Here is a 15,874-nt window from a genome sequence, read left to right on the forward strand (position 1 = left end):
ATGAACCGCGCCGGGATTGTCGGAGGCAGTTTGGTTTGAGTCACGCGGCCATTGCCGATTGGTCCAGCATGGCGTGGAAGCGTGCCTCGGCTTCGGCTGGCGGGATGTTGCCGATAGGCCCCAGGATCCGCCGGTGGTTGAACCAGTCGACCCATTCCAGGGTGGCATACTCGACGGCCTCGAAGGAACGCCATGGCCCACGCCGGTGGATCACCTCGGCCTTGTAAAGGCCGTTGATGGTTTCCGCCAGGGCATTGTCATAGCTGTCACCAACGCTGCCGACCGAGGGTTCGATCCCCGCGTCGGCCAAGCGTTCGGTGTACTTGATCGAGACGTATTGGACGCCCCTGTCCGAATGGTGGATCAACCCGCCGTGCTTGACCGGTCGCCGCTCATGCAAGGCCTGCTCCAAGGCATCAAGCACGAAGGCGGCATGGGCCGTCCGTGACACCCGCCAACCGACGATGCGCCGAGCGAAGGCGTCGATGACGAAGGCCACATAGACGAACCCCTGCCAGGTGGCGACGTAGGTGAAGTCCGACAGCCACAGCATGTTCGGCCGGGGTGCATGGAACTGGCGGTTGACGTGGTCCAGAGGACAAGGCGCCGCCTTGTCGCTCACCGTGGTCTTCACCGGCTTGCCCCGGATCACGCCCCGCAGGCCCATGTCCCGCATCAGCCGGGCGACCGTGCAGCGAGCAACAGTTCGGCCCTCTCGCCTGAGCTGGTGCCAGACCTTGCGCACGCCATAGACAGCGAAGTTTTCGTCGAATACCCGCCGGATCGCGATCTTCAGCGCCGTGTCCCGCCTGGCCCGTTCCGGCAGACGGTCTGGATCGGTTCGCCGGGATGCATGCCGATGATAGGTGGACGGGGCGATCGGCAGGACCTGGCAGATCGGCTCGACCCCGTGCGTACCCCGATGCTCGTCGATGAAGGCGATCATGGCTTGAACCGGCGGTCGAGCTCCGCCATCGCAAAATACGCGCTGGCCTTGCGCAGGATCTTGCTGCTCCGCGCTGCCCTATGGGTCATTCGCCTGCCGCAGTTCCCGGTTCTCCCGTTCCAACGCCTTCAGCCGTTCCGCCGTCTCGCTTGGAACACCGGCCCGCGTGCCAGCTTCAACTTCGGCCTTCTTCACCCATTCGTTCAGCGTCTGGCCGGAACAGCCGATCTTCGCCGCGATCGACATCACCGTCGCCCATCGCGACGGATGGTCCTTCTCATGATCCAGCACCAATCGAACCGCGCGGGCTCGGACCTCGGGGGAGAACTTGTTCGTCGTCTTGCTCATCGTGGCTTCAATCTCTCAGGAGTGGAAGCCTCCGACAATCCCGGAGCGGTTCACGAGTTTACTGCGGATCGACCTTGGGAACGGCGCAAATACGTTTGTGCGTGTCCTATCGCACTTCCAGATCGCCTCGTACGCTCATCAGTCCAGAGTAGCTGAAGTGGATGTGGGGGATGTCTACGGTGCACCGATCCTTTGGACGATCACAGTCATGCGATCAGCGCTTTCCAAATGGCCGATTGTGGACCATCGAAAGTTGGAGCCGGAGCTGACACTTCCGGTAGAGTACTTCATGAGGGACAAGATATCTGGCAAGTATTCAATTTATCGAAGCTGTGATGGCTATATACGGCCCAGCACTTTTGACGAATGCAAGGCATTGGAAGCTGCTGCGGTTTGGAGCCAGGGACACGTCGAAGATCGTCTCCGAGACCATTTTGCGGGACGCCCCAATCGCTGGGTCGATTCTCTAAGCCTCTGCCCTGAACGGTGGAAACGAAAAGGCTCAACGTTGCTGCCGGGATCGCAGCGGTTAAGCGGCCTCCCCGCCCGTCGGTCCCCAGAACAGCACCCAGGTGGCGAAGTCGTCGCTGAAATCTTCGAAGCGATGCTCGGCGCCGGCTTCCACGAACAGCAGGTCGTGCGGCTGGAAGGGGCGGCGCTCGCCGTTCTTCACAAAGGTGCCGGTGCCGCTGATGATCACATAGATTTCGTCGCGGACGTGGGGGCCTTGCGGGTCATGGCCCCGAGGGGCGTAGACGCCCACCTTCATGGTGCCGTGCAGCAGCAGGTATTGGAACCGGTCCTCCGCCGGAACATCGGGCAGGTTCGTCACTGCGGGAGACGCCGACAGGAGCCAGGGCGGGGTTTGCATTGCGGTCCGGTCTCCGGTCGCGTTGGGTGGGGCGATCAGGTATTGGTCGAGGGCACGGCGGCGTCCTGTTCCTGCTGCAGCAGCAAAAAGGCCCGGCGTCGCCGCCGGGCCTTCGCACTTACTCAACCGCTGATCCGGCAGGATCAGGCGATGGCCTTGTTCGCCGCCAGGTAGCGGGCGTCGCCCTCTTCCACCAGGGCGGGGTGGGTCAGCCTGCCACGGAACACGTTCAGGCCGTTGCGCAGGTGCGCGTCGTCGGTCAACGCCTGCTGCAGCCCTTGTCGGCCAGGGCCAGGACGGAGGGGGCGGTGGCGTTGTTCAGGGCGAAGGTGGAGGTGTGGGCCACGGCGCCCGGCACCAGCACGGCGCCGATGACCAGGTCGGCGTCCAGCACCGCCTGCTCGATGGTGTCGATGTTGGCGTACAGCGTGTTCACGCGGCGGCCGTACTGCTGGTCGATCTGGCGCAGCCGGTCGAGCGACTTGTCCAGTATGGTCACTTCCGCTTCCAGGTCCACGTCATCGGCGCCGGATGATCTGGCCATCACCAAAATTGAGTCAGAGCCCTTATTCCATGCCGATTCGCAGGGGGAGGGCACCGGTGAAATCCTGCCGCCCAACGCCTAAAGCTATGGTCCCTATGGCGAGCCAGGCACTACGAGCACGACGAGTCTGTTCCGGTATACTGGGCAGGTCTATGATCCGGAGACCGGCCTCTATCACTACAAGGCGCGTGCTTACTCGCCAGCCTTGGGTCGGTTTTTACAGACAGATCCGGTTGGATATAAAGACAATCTCGACCTTTATGCCTACGTTGGAGATGATCCGCTAAATGCTACTAATCCAACGGGAACGAAAGCTGCTGGTACGTGGGTTCCGGAGGGGCCGCTACCAATATATGTTCCACAACAACTAGCGCCTGGAAGAACCGGAGGGAGAGGTTAATACGCTCGGGCAAGGCATGTCGTAAGGATTTGAAAATCTTGGTCAGTTGGTTTCATATCTTCCAGATCGTATTGCTGAATTAGGACTTTCCTCTGGAAACATATTCAATGAAGCAGTTCCCGACGCAGAGAATGTAATTTCTGGAGGAGGTTCTGGTGAGGAGCGAACATTCAGTTGGATAAATAAGGGGTGCCGAACTACTAATGAGCAACTCCGCAAAGATTGGGAGGCTAAGTTTGGTAAGCCGTGGCCTAAAGATCCGCAAACAGGTAAAAACCAAGATGTCTCACATGAAGATCCGCTTGCTGATGGTGGTGTTGATCATGTCTCCAATGTGGAGCCTCGCCCTCGGGATGAGCATACTCAGCGATATAAGGATGCTGGGGATTTAAACGATGGGTAAAGCGGAGGAGCGCGCTCAACGGAGGGAGTACATCGAATGGACCCGATTTATGATAAAATTGATTTTAAAAAAATAACCAAGATAACGCCTGACTTGGGTGAACGGGGCGTAAAGGGGGGATTTTCCCTCTTTCTGGATGAGGCGACTAAATATCTGTGTTCGCACGCATGGGTGTCAAGAATAGAGGAGAGTTATGTCGGGATATTTGTCGATGGTATTGTGGGTGTATTCTTATTTTTGATAAATCCGTCCAGAAGCAATGTTGATAATTGGGTTTGGGTCATTGTTGGTGATTTGCCTCCAGCATACATTACGTGTGAAGATTGCCCAAATCCTGCCGCCGCGCTGGATGGTTATATTGGCGCTATGGAGGAATGGGTTAAGGCGGCAGAAAATAACGATCCTGTTTCTGAAATAATACCTGTGAATTTGCCAGCGTCTCCAGAGAATGCGGAAAGATTGCGTGGAAGACTGAAATTCTTAGGCGAGAAAATATTATCTGAATATCAAGATGATTTGCGTGCATTCTAAAATATTGAAACAATTATTGATTATTAATTTTTCAATATTTCTGCTCTCTTGAACATAAAACATGTATTTTTCATCTATTAACAATAGCAATATTATAAACATTGATATGCCTATAAATTCAAATATGATATGTTTTTGGGTGTACTGAGACGCTATTTTCTCTGATATAGGAATCAAAAAAAGGCCCGGCGTCGCCGCCGGGCCTTCGCAACTCAACTCAAACGCTGATCCGGCAGGATCAGGCGATGGCCTTGTCGGCGGCCAGGTAGCGGGCGTCGCCCTCTTCCACCAATGCTGGGTGGGTCAGCTTGCCACGGAACACGTTCAGGCCGTTGCGCAGGTGGACGTCGTCGGTCAACGCCTGCTGCCAGCCCTTGTCGGCCAGGGCCAGGACGAAGGGGGCGGTGGCGTTGTTCAGGGCGAAGGTGGAGGTGCGGGCCACGGCGCCCGGCATGTTGGCCACGCAGTAGTGGATGACGCCGTCGACCACATAGGTGGGCTCGGCGTGGGTGGTGGCGTGCGAAGTCTCAAAGCAGCCGCCCTGGTCGATGGACACGTCCACCAGCACGCTGCCGGGGCGCATCTTGGCCACCATCTCCTTGGTGACGACGCGGGGGGCGTTGGCGCCCGGCACCAGCACGGCGCCGATGACCAGGTCGGCGTCCAGCACCGCCTGCTCGATGGTGTCGATGTTGGCGTACAGCGTGTTCACGCGGCGGCCGTACTGCTGGTCGATCTGGCGCAGCCGGTCCAGCGACTTGTCCAGCACGGTGACTTCCGCTTCCAGGCCCACGGCCATGCGGGCCGCGTTCAGGCCGACCACGCCGCCGCCGATGACCACGACCTTGGCGGCCGGGGTGCCGGGCACACCGCCCAGCAGGATGCCGTTGCCGCCGTAGCTCTTCTCCAGGCACTTGGCGCCGGCCTGGATGGACATGCGGCCGGCGACCTCGCTCATGGGGGCCAGCAGGGGCAGGCCGCCACGGACGTCGGTCACGGTTTCATAGGCGATGCAGATGGCGCCGGAGGCGAGCAGCAGCTCGGTCTGCTCCGGATCGGGCGCCAGGTGCAGGTAGGTGAACAGAACCTGGCCGGGGCGCAGCATGCGGCACTCGTGCGGCTGCGGCTCCTTCACCTTCACGATCATGTCGGCCTTGGCGAAGATCTCTTCGGCGGTGTCCACCAGGGTGGCGCCGGCGGCGGCATACTGCTCATCCGTCAGGCCGATGGCGGTGCCGGCGTTCTTCTGCACGATGACCGAGTGGCCGTGGGCCACCAGCTGGCGCACGTTGCCGGGGATCAGACCGACGCGATACTCGTGGTTTTTGATTTCCTTAGGAACGCCGATCAGCATGGATATCTCCCGGATCATCTGGGTTGGCGCCGCCTGTCCGGTCGCGCAACCGTTGCCTCGATTTCGGAAGCCAAGATAAGGCCGAAAGCCGGTGCATGTCCTTGCGTTCAGGGATAGGCCGGGGCCACAATGCGCAAGATACCATCGGTAGGGGCCTCTAATGCGGCAGGGTCTGCGAACAACAGTGCTGGATAGGATTGATCGTGCCATCCTGACCCGGCTGCAGGAGCATGGCCGCATTCCCAATTCGGAACTTGCCGCCCACGTCCACCTGTCGGAAAGCGCCTGCCTGCGCCGCGTCAAGGCGATGGAGGAGGCTGGCATCATCAGTGGCTACACCGCCATCCTGGACCCGGCCTCCTGCGGGCGGCCGGAGAGCGTGTTCGTCCAGGTGACCCTGGAGAAACAGACGGAACCCTACCTGCGCGCGTTCGAGGAGGCGTTGGCCACCTGCCCGCAAGTGATGGAGTGTTACCTGATGTCCGGCGACAGCGATTACCTGCTGCGCGTCGTGGTGGCCGGCGCCGCCGATTACGAGGCCCTGCACAATCGCATCCTGACCCGCCTGCCGGGCGTGGCCCGCGTCCATTCCAGTTTCACCTTGCGCACGGTCATGAAACGCACGGCCCTGCCGCTGGCCGATATCGTCACCGTGGGCGGCGATTGACGGGCGCGATGCCAGGCCGTAAACCGCAAAGCCAGCCGTTGCGGTGAGGCCTGGGCACCTCGCGCCCGCCGTGTCGCTGGAAGAACCTTTTTTCAAGGAAAGTGTCCCGCATGACCGAGCCTGCCGCCCCTGTCCGTTCCGGCCGCCTGAAGGGCCGTGTCGCCGTTGTCACCGGCGCCTCGCGCGGGCTGGGCGCCGCCATCGCCAAGGGGCTGGCGGCGGAGGGCGCGCACGTCGTGCTGATCGCCCGCACGGTGGGCGGGCTGGAGGAGGTGGACGACGCCATCCGCGCCGCTGGCGGCACCGCCACGCTGATCCCCCAGGACATGGCGGCCGACCCCGCCCAGTTGGACGTGCTGGGCCCGGCGTTGCTGGACCGGTTCAAGCGCGTGGACATCCTGGTGGCCAACGCCGGCATGCTGGGTTCCATCGGCCCCATGGCCCATGCCGACGTGAAGCAGTGGGACAAGGTCCTGGCCCTGACGCTGACCGCCAACATGCGCCTGATCCGCACCCTTGATCCGCTGCTGCGTGGTTCTGACGCAGGCCGCGCCGTCTTCATCACCGACCGCTATGGCCATGAGCCGGTGGCCTATTGGAATGCCTACGCGGTGGCGAAGGCGGGGCTGGAGATGATGGCGCTGACCTACGCGCGGGAGGTGCTGCAAAGTCCCCTGAAGGTGAACCTGGTCGATCCCGGCCCCATGCCCACCAAGCTGCGCGCCCAGGCATTCCCTGGGGAAAAGCCGGATACCCAGCCGCCGGTGACCCGTGTCGTGCCCACCATCCTGGACCTGGTGGCGCCCGACAACACCCGCCACGGGGAATGCATCGCCCTGTACTGAGCGCATGGGGGGCGGGGCCTTGCATTCAAGGCCGGTTAACGCATAGCTGCGTTAGCTTACGCTCCGGAGCGTAGTGATATTGGTCACAGCAGGGCCGGTCCGGCGGGCCTAGGCTTTCTCTTGTACCGGGGTTGGCCCCAACCTCTCCGGTACCGGAACGGCGACCCAGGTCCCGTTTCTGCTTCCCCGTCCGGGTGGGTTGCTCCCCGCGCCCAGCCCGGCATCTATGAAGGCCCGCCGCTCCCCCGCAGGCGGGCCTTTTTCTTTTTCTATAGTTCCCTGAGGCGCCGGGCGAGCACATCCGTGGCCTCGGCTTCCTCGCTCCGCCCTTCGGTGCTCGCTCCGGCGGACGCGGTCGCGTCCTGGGCCAGAAATTTACGAATTCATTCAAGCGTGCGGCACGTAGGGTACGCCGTGCTTCTTGAACCACTCCAGCATCTGCTTCCAGGCGGCCTTGGCGTCGACGGGGTTGTAGCTGGGGCGGTAATCGGCGTTGAAGCCGTGGCCTGACTCCGGGAACACCATCAGCTTACTTTCGCCCGCGGCCTTGTCGCCCTTGGCCAGGGCGGTCCGTATCTGTTCGACGCTGGCGACGGGGATGCCCTCATCCTTGGCGCCATAGAGGCCCAGCACCGGGGCGTTCAACTGGTCGACCAAGTCGATGGGGTTCTTGGGATGGTCGGCGTCGGTGTTGCCCACCAACCGGCCGTACCAGGCGGCGCCCGCCTTCAGGTCCGGGTTGTGGGCGGAATAGAGCCAGACGATGCGCCCACCCCAGCAGAAGCCAGTGATGGCCATGCGCCGGGTATCGGCCCGGGTATCGGTCTGCAGATGGGCCACCGTGGCATCCAGGTCGGCCATGACCTGGGCGTCCGACACCTTGGACACGATATCGCGGACCAGCATGGGGATATCGGGCACCTTGGTGGCGTCGCCCTGGCGGAAGTACAGGTCGGGGGCTATGGCATAGTAGCCTGACTTGGCCAGGCGTCGGCACAGGTCGCGGATATGCTCATGCAGGCCGAAGATTTCCTGCACGACCAGCACCACTGGATGATGTCCGCCCTTGCCCGCCCATTTGGGCACGGCGCGATACGCCCCCATGGTGGCGCCGCCAGCCACGGGCACTTGCACCATGCCCGCATCCAGGTCGTCGGCATCGGTGATGATGGTTTGGGCCGATATCGGCAGCACGGCCAGCGCGAAACCCGTGGCCAGGCCGGCCGTGGCGAAGCCCCGGCGGTTGATCCCAGTGTCGTCCATGGAAACGTTCCCTTCGGTTGCCGCTGTTATTCTATGTTGGAAATCTGCCCGATCCGCATCGCGGTCACAGCGCGCCGGCATGCCGCAGGCGCCCGATCTCTTCCTCATCCAGCCGCAGCCAATCGCGCAGCACCGCGTCGGTGTGCTGGCCCAGGGTGGGCGGCGCCTGACGGTAATTGACCGGGGTATCGCTGAACTTCATGGGGCTGCCGATCAGTTCCACCGTGCCCGGCAGCCCGCCGCCCGCCGGGCCGGTGCCGCCGGCCTGGGGGTGGGGCAGGGTGATGCGCATATCCCGCGCCGCCACCTGGGGGTCGGCGAACACTTTGTCGATGGTGTTGATGGGGCCGCAGGGGACGCCCAGGGTTTCCAGGGCATCGATCCAGAATTGACTGGTTTGCGCCTGCATGACAGTGGCCACCAGGGGCACCAGGACGTCGCGGTGGCGTACCCGCGCCTGGTTGGTGGCGAACCGGGGATCGCTGGCCCAGGCCGCGTTGCCCGTCAGGTGACAGAACCGGGCGAACTGCTCATCGTTGCCGATGGCCAGGATGATCCACCCATCCATGGTGGCGAATGTCTGGTAGGGCACGATGGTGGGGTGGGCGTTGCCCACGCGCGGCGCCAACTGGCCACTGGTCAGGTAATATTGGCCCGGATGGGAAAGCCAGGCCACCTGGGTGTCGAACAGCGACAGGTCGATGGCCTGTCCCCGGCCGGTGAGGTCGCGGTGGCGCAGGGCTGCAAGGATGGCGATGGCGGCGTAGGTGCCAGTCATCAGGTCGGCCACGGCCACGCCCGCCTTCAGCGGTTGGCCCTCCGGCTCCCCGGTCAGGGACATGAAGCCGCCCATGCCCTGAACCAGATAGTCATAGCCGGCCCGCGCGGCATAGGGCCCGGTGTGCCCGAATCCGGTGATGGAGCAATAGATCAGGCGGGGGTAGGCGTCCCGCAAATCCTCATACGACAGCCCATAGCGCGCCAGGGTCCCGGTCTTGTAGTTCTCCACCAGCACGTCGGCGTGGTTGACCAGTTGCAGGGCCAGGGCCTTGCCGGCCGGTGTCGTGAAATCCAGGGTCAGCGAGCGCTTGTTGCGGTTGGCCGACAGGTAGTAGGCGCTTTCCCCGGTGTCCTGCCCGACGTCGTCCTTCAGGAAGGGCGGGCCCCAGGTGCGGGTATCGTCCCCCTGAGCCGGCCGTTCCACCTTCACCACGTCGGCGCCCAAATCCCCCAGGATCTGCGTTGCGCTGGGCCCCGCCAGCACCCGGCTCATGTCCAGAACCTTAAGGCCGGCCAGCGGGCCGGTGGCGGGAATGGGTTGGATCATGGCGCGGCGCTACCCTGGGCGGGGTCCCTCGGTTCGTATCGCGCGATCTTACACAAGCCGCCGCGACGGCGGCTAGGGTGCATTGGCTGTGGTTCCTGGCTGCGCCAGGGGGGATGCGCATGGGCGCTACGGCGAAGCCCGCGCTTCCCCTGGACCGCGTTTCACGCTCTGATGTCCCAACTATTGCCCTGCCGAACCCGAGGTTCCCGATGCTCGATAAGAACGCCAAGATGCCCGACGAGATTCCCGTCATCCGCACCATCGCCATGCCCGCCGACACCAATCCCGCCGGCGACATTTTCGGCGGCTGGCTGATGTCGCAGATGGACCTGGCGGCGGGCAATGTGGCGGCCCGTCTGGCCCGGGGGCGCGCCGCCACCGTCGCGGTGGACGCCATCGCCTTCCTGGGGCCGGTATTCGTGGGGGACGAGGTCAGCCTGTTCGGCCGGCTGGTGTCGCGCGGGCGCACCTCGATGCGCATTGAGGTGGAGGCCTGGCGCCGCAGTCGCGACGCCGATGACAGCAACAAGGTGACGGAGGCCGTCTTCACCTTCGTCGCCATCGATGAGAACAGGCGGCCGCGTCCACTGCCGCCTGTTGACGGCTCATAACTGGGCCAAAGTTCCCTCGACATCCGGGGGCCGGGATGGGCACTGTATCCGGGCATCCCAATTATCGGGGCATTCCATTCCAGGTGGACCCGCGCCATGGCCGACCCCCGTGACGAACTGCTGCGCCAGATCCGCGCCATCCGCCGGCGCATCGACCCGCAGGTGCTTGAAAAAGCCGCGGCGGCGGCGGAACGCATCCAGACGGCGCGGGGGGCGTCCGCTGCCAGTGGGGGCGGCGCCAGCGGGGCTCCAGCCGAGGCGCCCGCTGACATTCCCTTTGATCGCCAGGCGGCCCGCGACGTGGTGATGACCTTTCTTCAGTCACGCCACGACGGCGGTCGGTTCGCCATGAAGTTGATGGAAGAAATGAAGAAGCCCGAGGCTGCGGCCAAGGCCTATGGCCAGGCCCTATCCTCGAAGCCCATCCGCAAGTCTTGATGTGGGAAATAAGATTTCCATAAAAAGAAAGAAAATTATTACAGCGCCGCCCACAGTCAAAACCACCTCCCGGGATCAGGGCATTGGGTGAGGGAACGGTTGCTGACGCCGGGAGCACTGGCGTAATCCTTCCCCGCCATGGCACTATAGCCAAGAATACCGTTGTCGCTCGGCATGCGGGGGAGTGGGCACCCCCGTGTCCTTGATCCTCATTGCGGCTGGTGACGGTAAAACAGGGAACGGACCCGGTGGGCCACCATATCAAACAGGTCGTCTGGCCGGATCGGGCCTACGTCGACGACAAGTTCGACCACCATCGGTTGTTCAGCACCATCATGACGGTGGCCACATCGGTCACCGTCAGTGGCCTGTGGGGGTGGGACTACGTCATTGACGCGGAGGGCGCGCAACGGACCATCGGCCTGCGGCTGCTGATGTCGCTCATCATCCTGCTGCACGCCTTGCTGCTGCATTTCCGTGTGTCGCGCCGTTTGACCACGGCCTATGCCTTCCTTGGCGCGTTCACCTGCCAGATGCTGTTCATCGAGGTGCTGAACCGTCTGGACCATGGCATGCAGGCGCAGTTTTCTGGATTTCTGTTCTTCACCTTCCTGCCGCTGCTGGTGATGCAATACGTGCCCTTCACCACGGGCGCCCTTTTCATGGTGCTGATCATCGCTTTGCCGCCGGTGGCCGGTGTCGTCGGCTTCGCGCACGGTTTCGAATATGTGAAATACCCGCTGCTGCTGGGCCCGGTGGGGGCCATGTTCATCTGCGTGCTCTTCGCGTTCGAGCAGATCAACTACACCAATTATGAGAATCAGCGCCTGTTGCGTCTGGTCGCCATCACCGACAGCCTGACGGGGGCGGGAACGCGCCGCCACATCACCGAAACGGCGGCCCGTGAGATGGTGCGCGCGCGGCGTTACGGTGGCCCCCTGTCGGTGTTGATGCTGGACATCGACCACTTCAAACGCATCAACGACACCTGGGGACACCAGGCTGGGGATCAGGCCATCCTGGCCGTCGTCGAGCTATGCCGCGCCACCATCCGTGAGACCGATGTCATCGGCCGCTTCGGCGGGGAGGAGTTCGTGATCGTGCTGCCGCAGACAGGCCGGGGGGAGGCGGAGCGGGTGGCGGAGCGGTTGCGCGCCGCCGTCGCGGCGACGCCGGTGGCCCTGACGCCCGATGTCAGCGTCACCCTGACCTGCAGCCTGGGTGTCACCGAACTGGCGGATGACGACGAGACGGTCGACGGCCTGTTGGCCCGCGCGGACGAAGCCCTCTACGCGGCCAAGAACGCCGGCCGTAATCGCGTCGCCGTGGCGGCCTGAGGGCGCGCACCGCCACAGGGCGGGCCCCAAGTGTGGAAGCGGTTAGGCGGGATACAGGGCGTCGCTGTGCACGCGCAGTGGCCTGGGCGTGGACTGGGCGCGGGCGGGGCCCAGGACGGCGGCCACCAGGCGCTGCGTCCATCCGGGCTCATCCACCGGTTGGTGACGGATCAGCAAGCGGCTGTACAGCGTATTGTAAAGCAGTTCCACCACGACCGCTTCATCCAGGTCCGGCGGCAGTTCCCCAGAGCGCACCCCTTGATGCAGGATCTCGCGGATGCGTTCCCGGCGGGGGTTCAGCACCTGGGTGCAATAGGTTTCCAGGACCTCGGGATTGTTCTGGCCCTCAACGATGATGCTCGCGATCACCCGGCCCATGGGGCCCGCCATGGTGCCGGCCATGACCTCCACCATGCTTTCAAGGTCGCGCCGCGCGGAGCCCGTGCCGCGGATGGGGGCGGCGACCTCGACCACCTCCAGCAATGAGGCGACGGCCAGCGCGCCCTTGGTCGGCCACCACCGATAGATGGTCGTCTTGGCGCACCCGGAGCGGGCCGCGACCGCCTCGATGGTGAAGCCGGACAGGCCCTCCTTGACCAACAAGTCATAGGCGCTGCTCAGGATCGCTTGGCGGGACTTGTCACACCGCGGGCGGCCGCGGACGGAGCGCTGCTGGGGGACCAGGGCAAGGGCAGTGTCGGTCATGGGCCTGTCATCACGCTCAAAGGACATTGGAATTTTCGTGGACGGCTTCCTGGCAGCCCCCCTGACCCGGCTGCGCGCATCCCATATCCAGTTCGTCTTATCCCATAGGCCGGCAACAAACAAGATGCGCCACGGCGACGACGGGTCAGAAAATTAACGAAAAAGACGGGAACTGCATGATGGACCAACGGGTTCACTGGTTGCCACCAAAGACGACGGCCCCAGCACATCACATGCTGGGGCCGCCTGGGAAAGTGAAGGTGCGGAAAGTGAGGGTGGGTCGGAAATCACAGCCGGCCAATCAGGATCAGGATCAGCACGATGACAATCACGGTGCCCAAGCCACCGGCCGGATAATAGCCCCAGTGGACACTGTGGGGCCAGGTCGGCAGGGCGCCGATCAGGAACAATATTAAAATGATGAGGATGATGGTTCCAAGATTCATGGCGGCCTCTCTTAGAGATCGGAAGGCATTGCGATCATGAAAAACCATTGTGACCAAAACATGTTTTTGGAAATTCGCTGAAACATAAAACGGCCTATCTGCCGAATAAGGGATGTTCTGGCGCTTTCCGTCCATCCTCTGTTATGGCCCGTCATACTCCATAACGGATGGTGATCAATAAGTGAATGTTACGGAATATATCATTGGTCATATTGATGCTGCGGCGTATCGAGCCTGGGCCTGACGAAATAAATAAGGTCATTTTCTTCCAATCGCCTACTTCATCTTTTGATGGCGATTGCCTCAGTATCCGCCCAGACACGCCACATTCCCGCCACAGGGTGTGTCGAGCATTGTCTGGTCAACGACGCGTCAACTCTTGCGGACGCATCAACTCTTGGGATGTTTTGCCCGCCCCGGTCCAGACCCTCATGGGAACTGATCCGGAGGACGCCGAAACGTCCCGGTCCGAAACCGGAGGCGCCGTATCCGCGGCCCGCATCGCAACCCAATTGAGGAGAACGACCATGAACAAGAACCGCATCGAAGGTAATGCCAAGATCGCCGGCGGCGCCGTCAAGGAAACGGCCGGCAAGGTCTTGGGTGACGATCAGATGGCCGCTGAAGGCAAGGCCAAGAAGGTCGAGGGCCATGCCCAGAACGCGGCCGGCAAAATCCAGGAAGCCGGAAAGGCGTTGAAGGACACGGCCAAGAAGGCCTTGAACGAGTAAAGCGCCGTGGTTTGCCGCTGCGCCCGCCGCCGCACCGGTGACGGTCTACGGGTCGTCACCCCCACGCCCCCAGAGGGCAGGTTCCCGGAGGACAGCCCCTCAAAGGCTGAACCTCAGGAGCAGGCCCTTTGGGACGAGCCCGTGGTCGGGGCGGCGGGCGCCTCGAGCCACCAGAAGGGGCGGCTTTCTGCGCTGTCCCCATCAACCCCCTCCGCCGCCTGGCCATCCGGCGGCGACGGCTTGGCCGGACTTGACGGCCGGCCCAATAATGGAGCGACGATAATGCCTGTGTCGTACACGTCGACGGCGGCCAAGCCGTCCCTGCACTCCCGGATCATCCCCGCCGCCCTGTCGGCCCTCATGGTTTTCGGCGCCATGACGGTGACGGCGCCGCATGCGCTGGCCGCCGCCACGCACGGCACCGACCAGAGCAATTTGGTGGAACGCGCCCGCGTAACCATCGACGATTTGCGCAAGGACAAGGAATTCGGCAACGCCCGCGAGCTGATGCGGCGCGCCAAGGGTGTGCTGATCGTTCCGCAGTTGATCAAGGGCGGATTCTTCGTGGGCGGTGAGGGCGGCGATGCCGTGCTGCTGACCCGCGGTCCCAATGGCGATTTCAGCTACCCCGCCTTCTATACCCTGGGTTCCGCGTCGTTCGGCCTGCAGATCGGTGTCGAGCAGGCGGAACTGGTCATGTTCATCATGAGCGACAAGGCCCTGTCGTCGGTCCTGCAGGATGAGTTCAAGATCGGCGCCCAGGCGGGTCTCGCCGTGGTGACCCTGGGGTCCACCGCCGAGGCGGCCACCCCGACCTCGTTGAATGGCGACATCATCGTCTGGGCGTCCGCCAGCGGCGCCTACGCCGGCCTGACGCTCAACGGTTCCATCCTGAAGCCGCGCGACAGCTGGAATGAGGCCTATTACGGCAAGCCGGAAACGGTTTCGGCCATCGTGACCGCGCGCAGCGCCAAGAATGCCGATGCCGATGGGTTGCGTAAGAACTTGGCATCCATTCGCTAAGCCGCGATCGCCGACAGTTGGGGAAGGGGCGCCCGCCCCTTCCCCTTCCTCACTGTCGCCAGAGACAAGGGTATTCGGGCCAAAAGATATAGAGGAATTCTACCAATCCAGGCCGATATGTAAGACGTTATAATAGACGATTTATGGAAACTATTCCGCATTGTTATTTGTTTATTGAAGGTCATGCTGACCCACACTTTTCGGCGTGGCAATCACGACAGGAGCAATCATTCCAGGAGAGGAGCAGACGATGATCCCACCCACCGTTCCGCCGACCACCCCCTCCGCCGGTACCGAACAGTCGATCAAGGTGCTGAACGACCTGATCGAGAAGACCTTGGATAGCGCCCTTGGGTACAAGGACGCCGCGGAGGAGGCGACCAACGACAGCTTCAAGACGCTGTTCTCCACCCGGGCCCGCCAGCGTCGCCAGTTGACCACCGCCTTGCAGGCGGAGGTGATCAGCCTGGGCGGCCAGCCGGAAACCGATGGCACCGTGCTGGGGGCCGCCCGGCGCATGTTCGTCAACCTCAAGAACGCTGTCACGGGCAGTGATCAGAGCGTGGTCGCCGCCGTCGAGGCTGGCGAGGATGACATCAAATCCAGCTTCGAAAAGGCGCTGCAGGGCGATCTGCCCATGCCGGCGCGTGAAGTCGTGGCCACCTGCTATGACAGCATCAAAGCCGACCATGACCAGATGAGCACCCTCAAGCACGCGCTTGAGCGCACTTAAGCGGCTGTTTTCCTGGGCCGCGGACGCAGGGGCGTTAAGGCGCGCCCCCTGAACAAGCAAAGGAGAGGATGATGAAGAGCGAAACCATCGACGCCGCGGCCACCGCCGCCCGGTCCGTGCGCAACGCCGCGCGCGAGGACGCCGACCACTTGACCGACGCCATCAAGGCGGAGGCCAGTGATCTGTACCGGACGCTGGCCGCCAAGGGCGAGGCGGCGGCCAAGGCTGTCGGCGGCCAAGTGGAGGCGCAGCCCATCACCAGCCTGCTGCTGGCCTTTTCCGCCGGATTCATCGCCAGCCGCCTGCTTTCACGCTGACGTGGGCCCACTGAGGTGGGACAGCGGGCGGCGG

Annotated in this window: 17 protein-coding genes, 2 pseudogenes and 1 other annotated feature; of the genes and pseudogenes, 11 read left to right on the forward strand and 8 right to left on the reverse strand. The window is 62.9% G+C overall.

What is annotated here, in order from left to right:
* Nucleotides 1–40 precede the first annotated feature (40 nt).
* The 3 genes and pseudogenes from ULB03_RS14360 to ULB03_RS14370 all read right to left on the reverse strand — a co-directional run bounded on the left by ULB03_RS14360 (nucleotide 41) and on the right by ULB03_RS14370 (nucleotide 2,709).
* Nucleotides 41–1,294: pseudogene (locus ULB03_RS14360) on the reverse strand (IS3 family transposase).
* Nucleotides 872–988 (reverse strand) — a sequence feature (AL1L pseudoknot). Its footprint overlaps the pseudogene before it by 117 nt.
* A gap of 529 nt (nucleotides 1,295–1,823) precedes the next feature.
* Nucleotides 1,824–2,126, reverse strand: a complete 303-nt coding sequence (locus tag ULB03_RS14365; RefSeq protein WP_322483829.1) for a cupin domain-containing protein — start codon at nucleotides 2,124–2,126, stop codon at nucleotides 1,824–1,826.
* 298 nt (nucleotides 2,127–2,424) lie between these two features.
* Nucleotides 2,425–2,709, reverse strand: a complete 285-nt coding sequence (locus ULB03_RS14370; protein WP_322483830.1) for a hypothetical protein — start codon at nucleotides 2,707–2,709, stop codon at nucleotides 2,425–2,427.
* A gap of 97 nt (nucleotides 2,710–2,806) precedes the next feature.
* Between ULB03_RS14370 and ULB03_RS27450 the strand changes: the two are divergent.
* Together ULB03_RS27450 and ULB03_RS14375 are read left to right on the forward strand one after the other, a co-directional pair.
* Nucleotides 2,807–3,109: pseudogene (locus ULB03_RS27450) on the forward strand (RHS repeat-associated core domain-containing protein); the annotation flags it as partial.
* A gap of 439 nt (nucleotides 3,110–3,548) precedes the next feature.
* Nucleotides 3,549–4,043 (forward strand): hypothetical protein, encoded by a 495-nt coding sequence (locus ULB03_RS14375; protein ID WP_322483831.1) that lies wholly within the window; start codon nucleotides 3,549–3,551, stop codon nucleotides 4,041–4,043.
* 238 nt (nucleotides 4,044–4,281) lie between these two features.
* Here the strand turns inward: ULB03_RS14375 and ald are convergent, their stop codons facing one another.
* A complete protein-coding gene (gene ald / locus ULB03_RS14380; RefSeq protein WP_322483832.1) occupies nucleotides 4,282–5,397 on the reverse strand; it encodes an alanine dehydrogenase in 1,116 nt (371 codons plus the stop codon).
* A 160-nt stretch (nucleotides 5,398–5,557) separates the two neighbouring features.
* On the opposite strand from ald, the gene ULB03_RS14385 reads away from it, so the two are divergent.
* Entirely contained in the window at nucleotides 5,558–6,064 is a 507-nt protein-coding gene (locus tag ULB03_RS14385) for an Lrp/AsnC family transcriptional regulator (RefSeq protein WP_322483833.1), read from the forward strand.
* Between the two features lie 110 nt (nucleotides 6,065–6,174).
* Entirely contained in the window at nucleotides 6,175–6,909 is a 735-nt protein-coding gene (locus ULB03_RS14390; RefSeq protein ID WP_322483834.1) for an SDR family NAD(P)-dependent oxidoreductase, read from the forward strand.
* 387 nt (nucleotides 6,910–7,296) lie between these two features.
* Here the strand turns inward: ULB03_RS14390 and ULB03_RS14395 are convergent, their stop codons facing one another.
* Nucleotides 7,297–8,172, reverse strand: a complete 876-nt coding sequence (locus ULB03_RS14395; protein WP_322483835.1) for a dienelactone hydrolase family protein — start codon at nucleotides 8,170–8,172, stop codon at nucleotides 7,297–7,299.
* 64 nt (nucleotides 8,173–8,236) lie between these two features.
* Entirely contained in the window at nucleotides 8,237–9,499 is a 1,263-nt protein-coding gene (locus tag ULB03_RS14400; RefSeq protein WP_322483836.1) for a CaiB/BaiF CoA transferase family protein, read from the reverse strand.
* A gap of 209 nt (nucleotides 9,500–9,708) precedes the next feature.
* Between ULB03_RS14400 and ULB03_RS14405 the strand changes: the two genes are divergently transcribed.
* From ULB03_RS14405 to ULB03_RS14415, 3 genes are all read left to right on the forward strand, one after another.
* Nucleotides 9,709–10,110, forward strand: coding sequence for an acyl-CoA thioesterase (locus ULB03_RS14405; RefSeq protein ID WP_322483837.1), 402 nt, complete (start codon nucleotides 9,709–9,711; stop codon nucleotides 10,108–10,110).
* Between the two features lie 96 nt (nucleotides 10,111–10,206).
* Complete coding sequence (locus ULB03_RS14410) at nucleotides 10,207–10,548, forward strand: hypothetical protein (RefSeq protein WP_322483838.1); 342 nt, start codon at nucleotides 10,207–10,209, stop codon at nucleotides 10,546–10,548.
* Between the two features lie 248 nt (nucleotides 10,549–10,796).
* Nucleotides 10,797–11,885, forward strand: coding sequence for a GGDEF domain-containing protein (locus ULB03_RS14415; RefSeq protein WP_322483839.1), 1,089 nt, complete (start codon nucleotides 10,797–10,799; stop codon nucleotides 11,883–11,885).
* A 42-nt stretch (nucleotides 11,886–11,927) separates the two neighbouring features.
* Here the strand turns inward: ULB03_RS14415 and ULB03_RS14420 are convergent, their stop codons facing one another.
* Both ULB03_RS14420 and ULB03_RS14425 read right to left on the reverse strand, forming a co-directional pair.
* Nucleotides 11,928–12,590, reverse strand: coding sequence for a TetR/AcrR family transcriptional regulator (locus tag ULB03_RS14420; RefSeq protein ID WP_322483840.1), 663 nt, complete (start codon nucleotides 12,588–12,590; stop codon nucleotides 11,928–11,930).
* 287 nt (nucleotides 12,591–12,877) lie between these two features.
* Nucleotides 12,878–13,171, reverse strand: coding sequence for a DUF3309 domain-containing protein (locus tag ULB03_RS14425; RefSeq protein ID WP_322483841.1), 294 nt, complete (start codon nucleotides 13,169–13,171; stop codon nucleotides 12,878–12,880).
* Between the two features lie 392 nt (nucleotides 13,172–13,563).
* On the opposite strand from ULB03_RS14425, the gene ULB03_RS14430 reads away from it, so the two are divergent.
* From ULB03_RS14430 to ULB03_RS14445, 4 genes are all read left to right on the forward strand, one after another.
* Nucleotides 13,564–13,767, forward strand: coding sequence for a CsbD family protein (locus tag ULB03_RS14430; RefSeq protein ID WP_322483842.1), 204 nt, complete (start codon nucleotides 13,564–13,566; stop codon nucleotides 13,765–13,767).
* A gap of 282 nt (nucleotides 13,768–14,049) precedes the next feature.
* Entirely contained in the window at nucleotides 14,050–14,790 is a 741-nt protein-coding gene (locus tag ULB03_RS14435) for a lipid-binding SYLF domain-containing protein (protein WP_322483843.1), read from the forward strand.
* 250 nt (nucleotides 14,791–15,040) lie between these two features.
* Entirely contained in the window at nucleotides 15,041–15,523 is a 483-nt protein-coding gene (locus ULB03_RS14440) for a ferritin-like domain-containing protein (protein WP_322483844.1), read from the forward strand.
* Between the two features lie 68 nt (nucleotides 15,524–15,591).
* A complete protein-coding gene (locus ULB03_RS14445; protein WP_322483845.1) occupies nucleotides 15,592–15,840 on the forward strand; it encodes a hypothetical protein in 249 nt (82 codons plus the stop codon).
* The last annotated feature ends 34 nt before the right edge of the window (nucleotides 15,841–15,874 follow it).

The sequence above is a fragment of the Nitrospirillum goiasense genome, assembly GCF_034427435.1.
GTDB lineage: Bacteria > Pseudomonadota > Alphaproteobacteria > Azospirillales > Azospirillaceae > Nitrospirillum.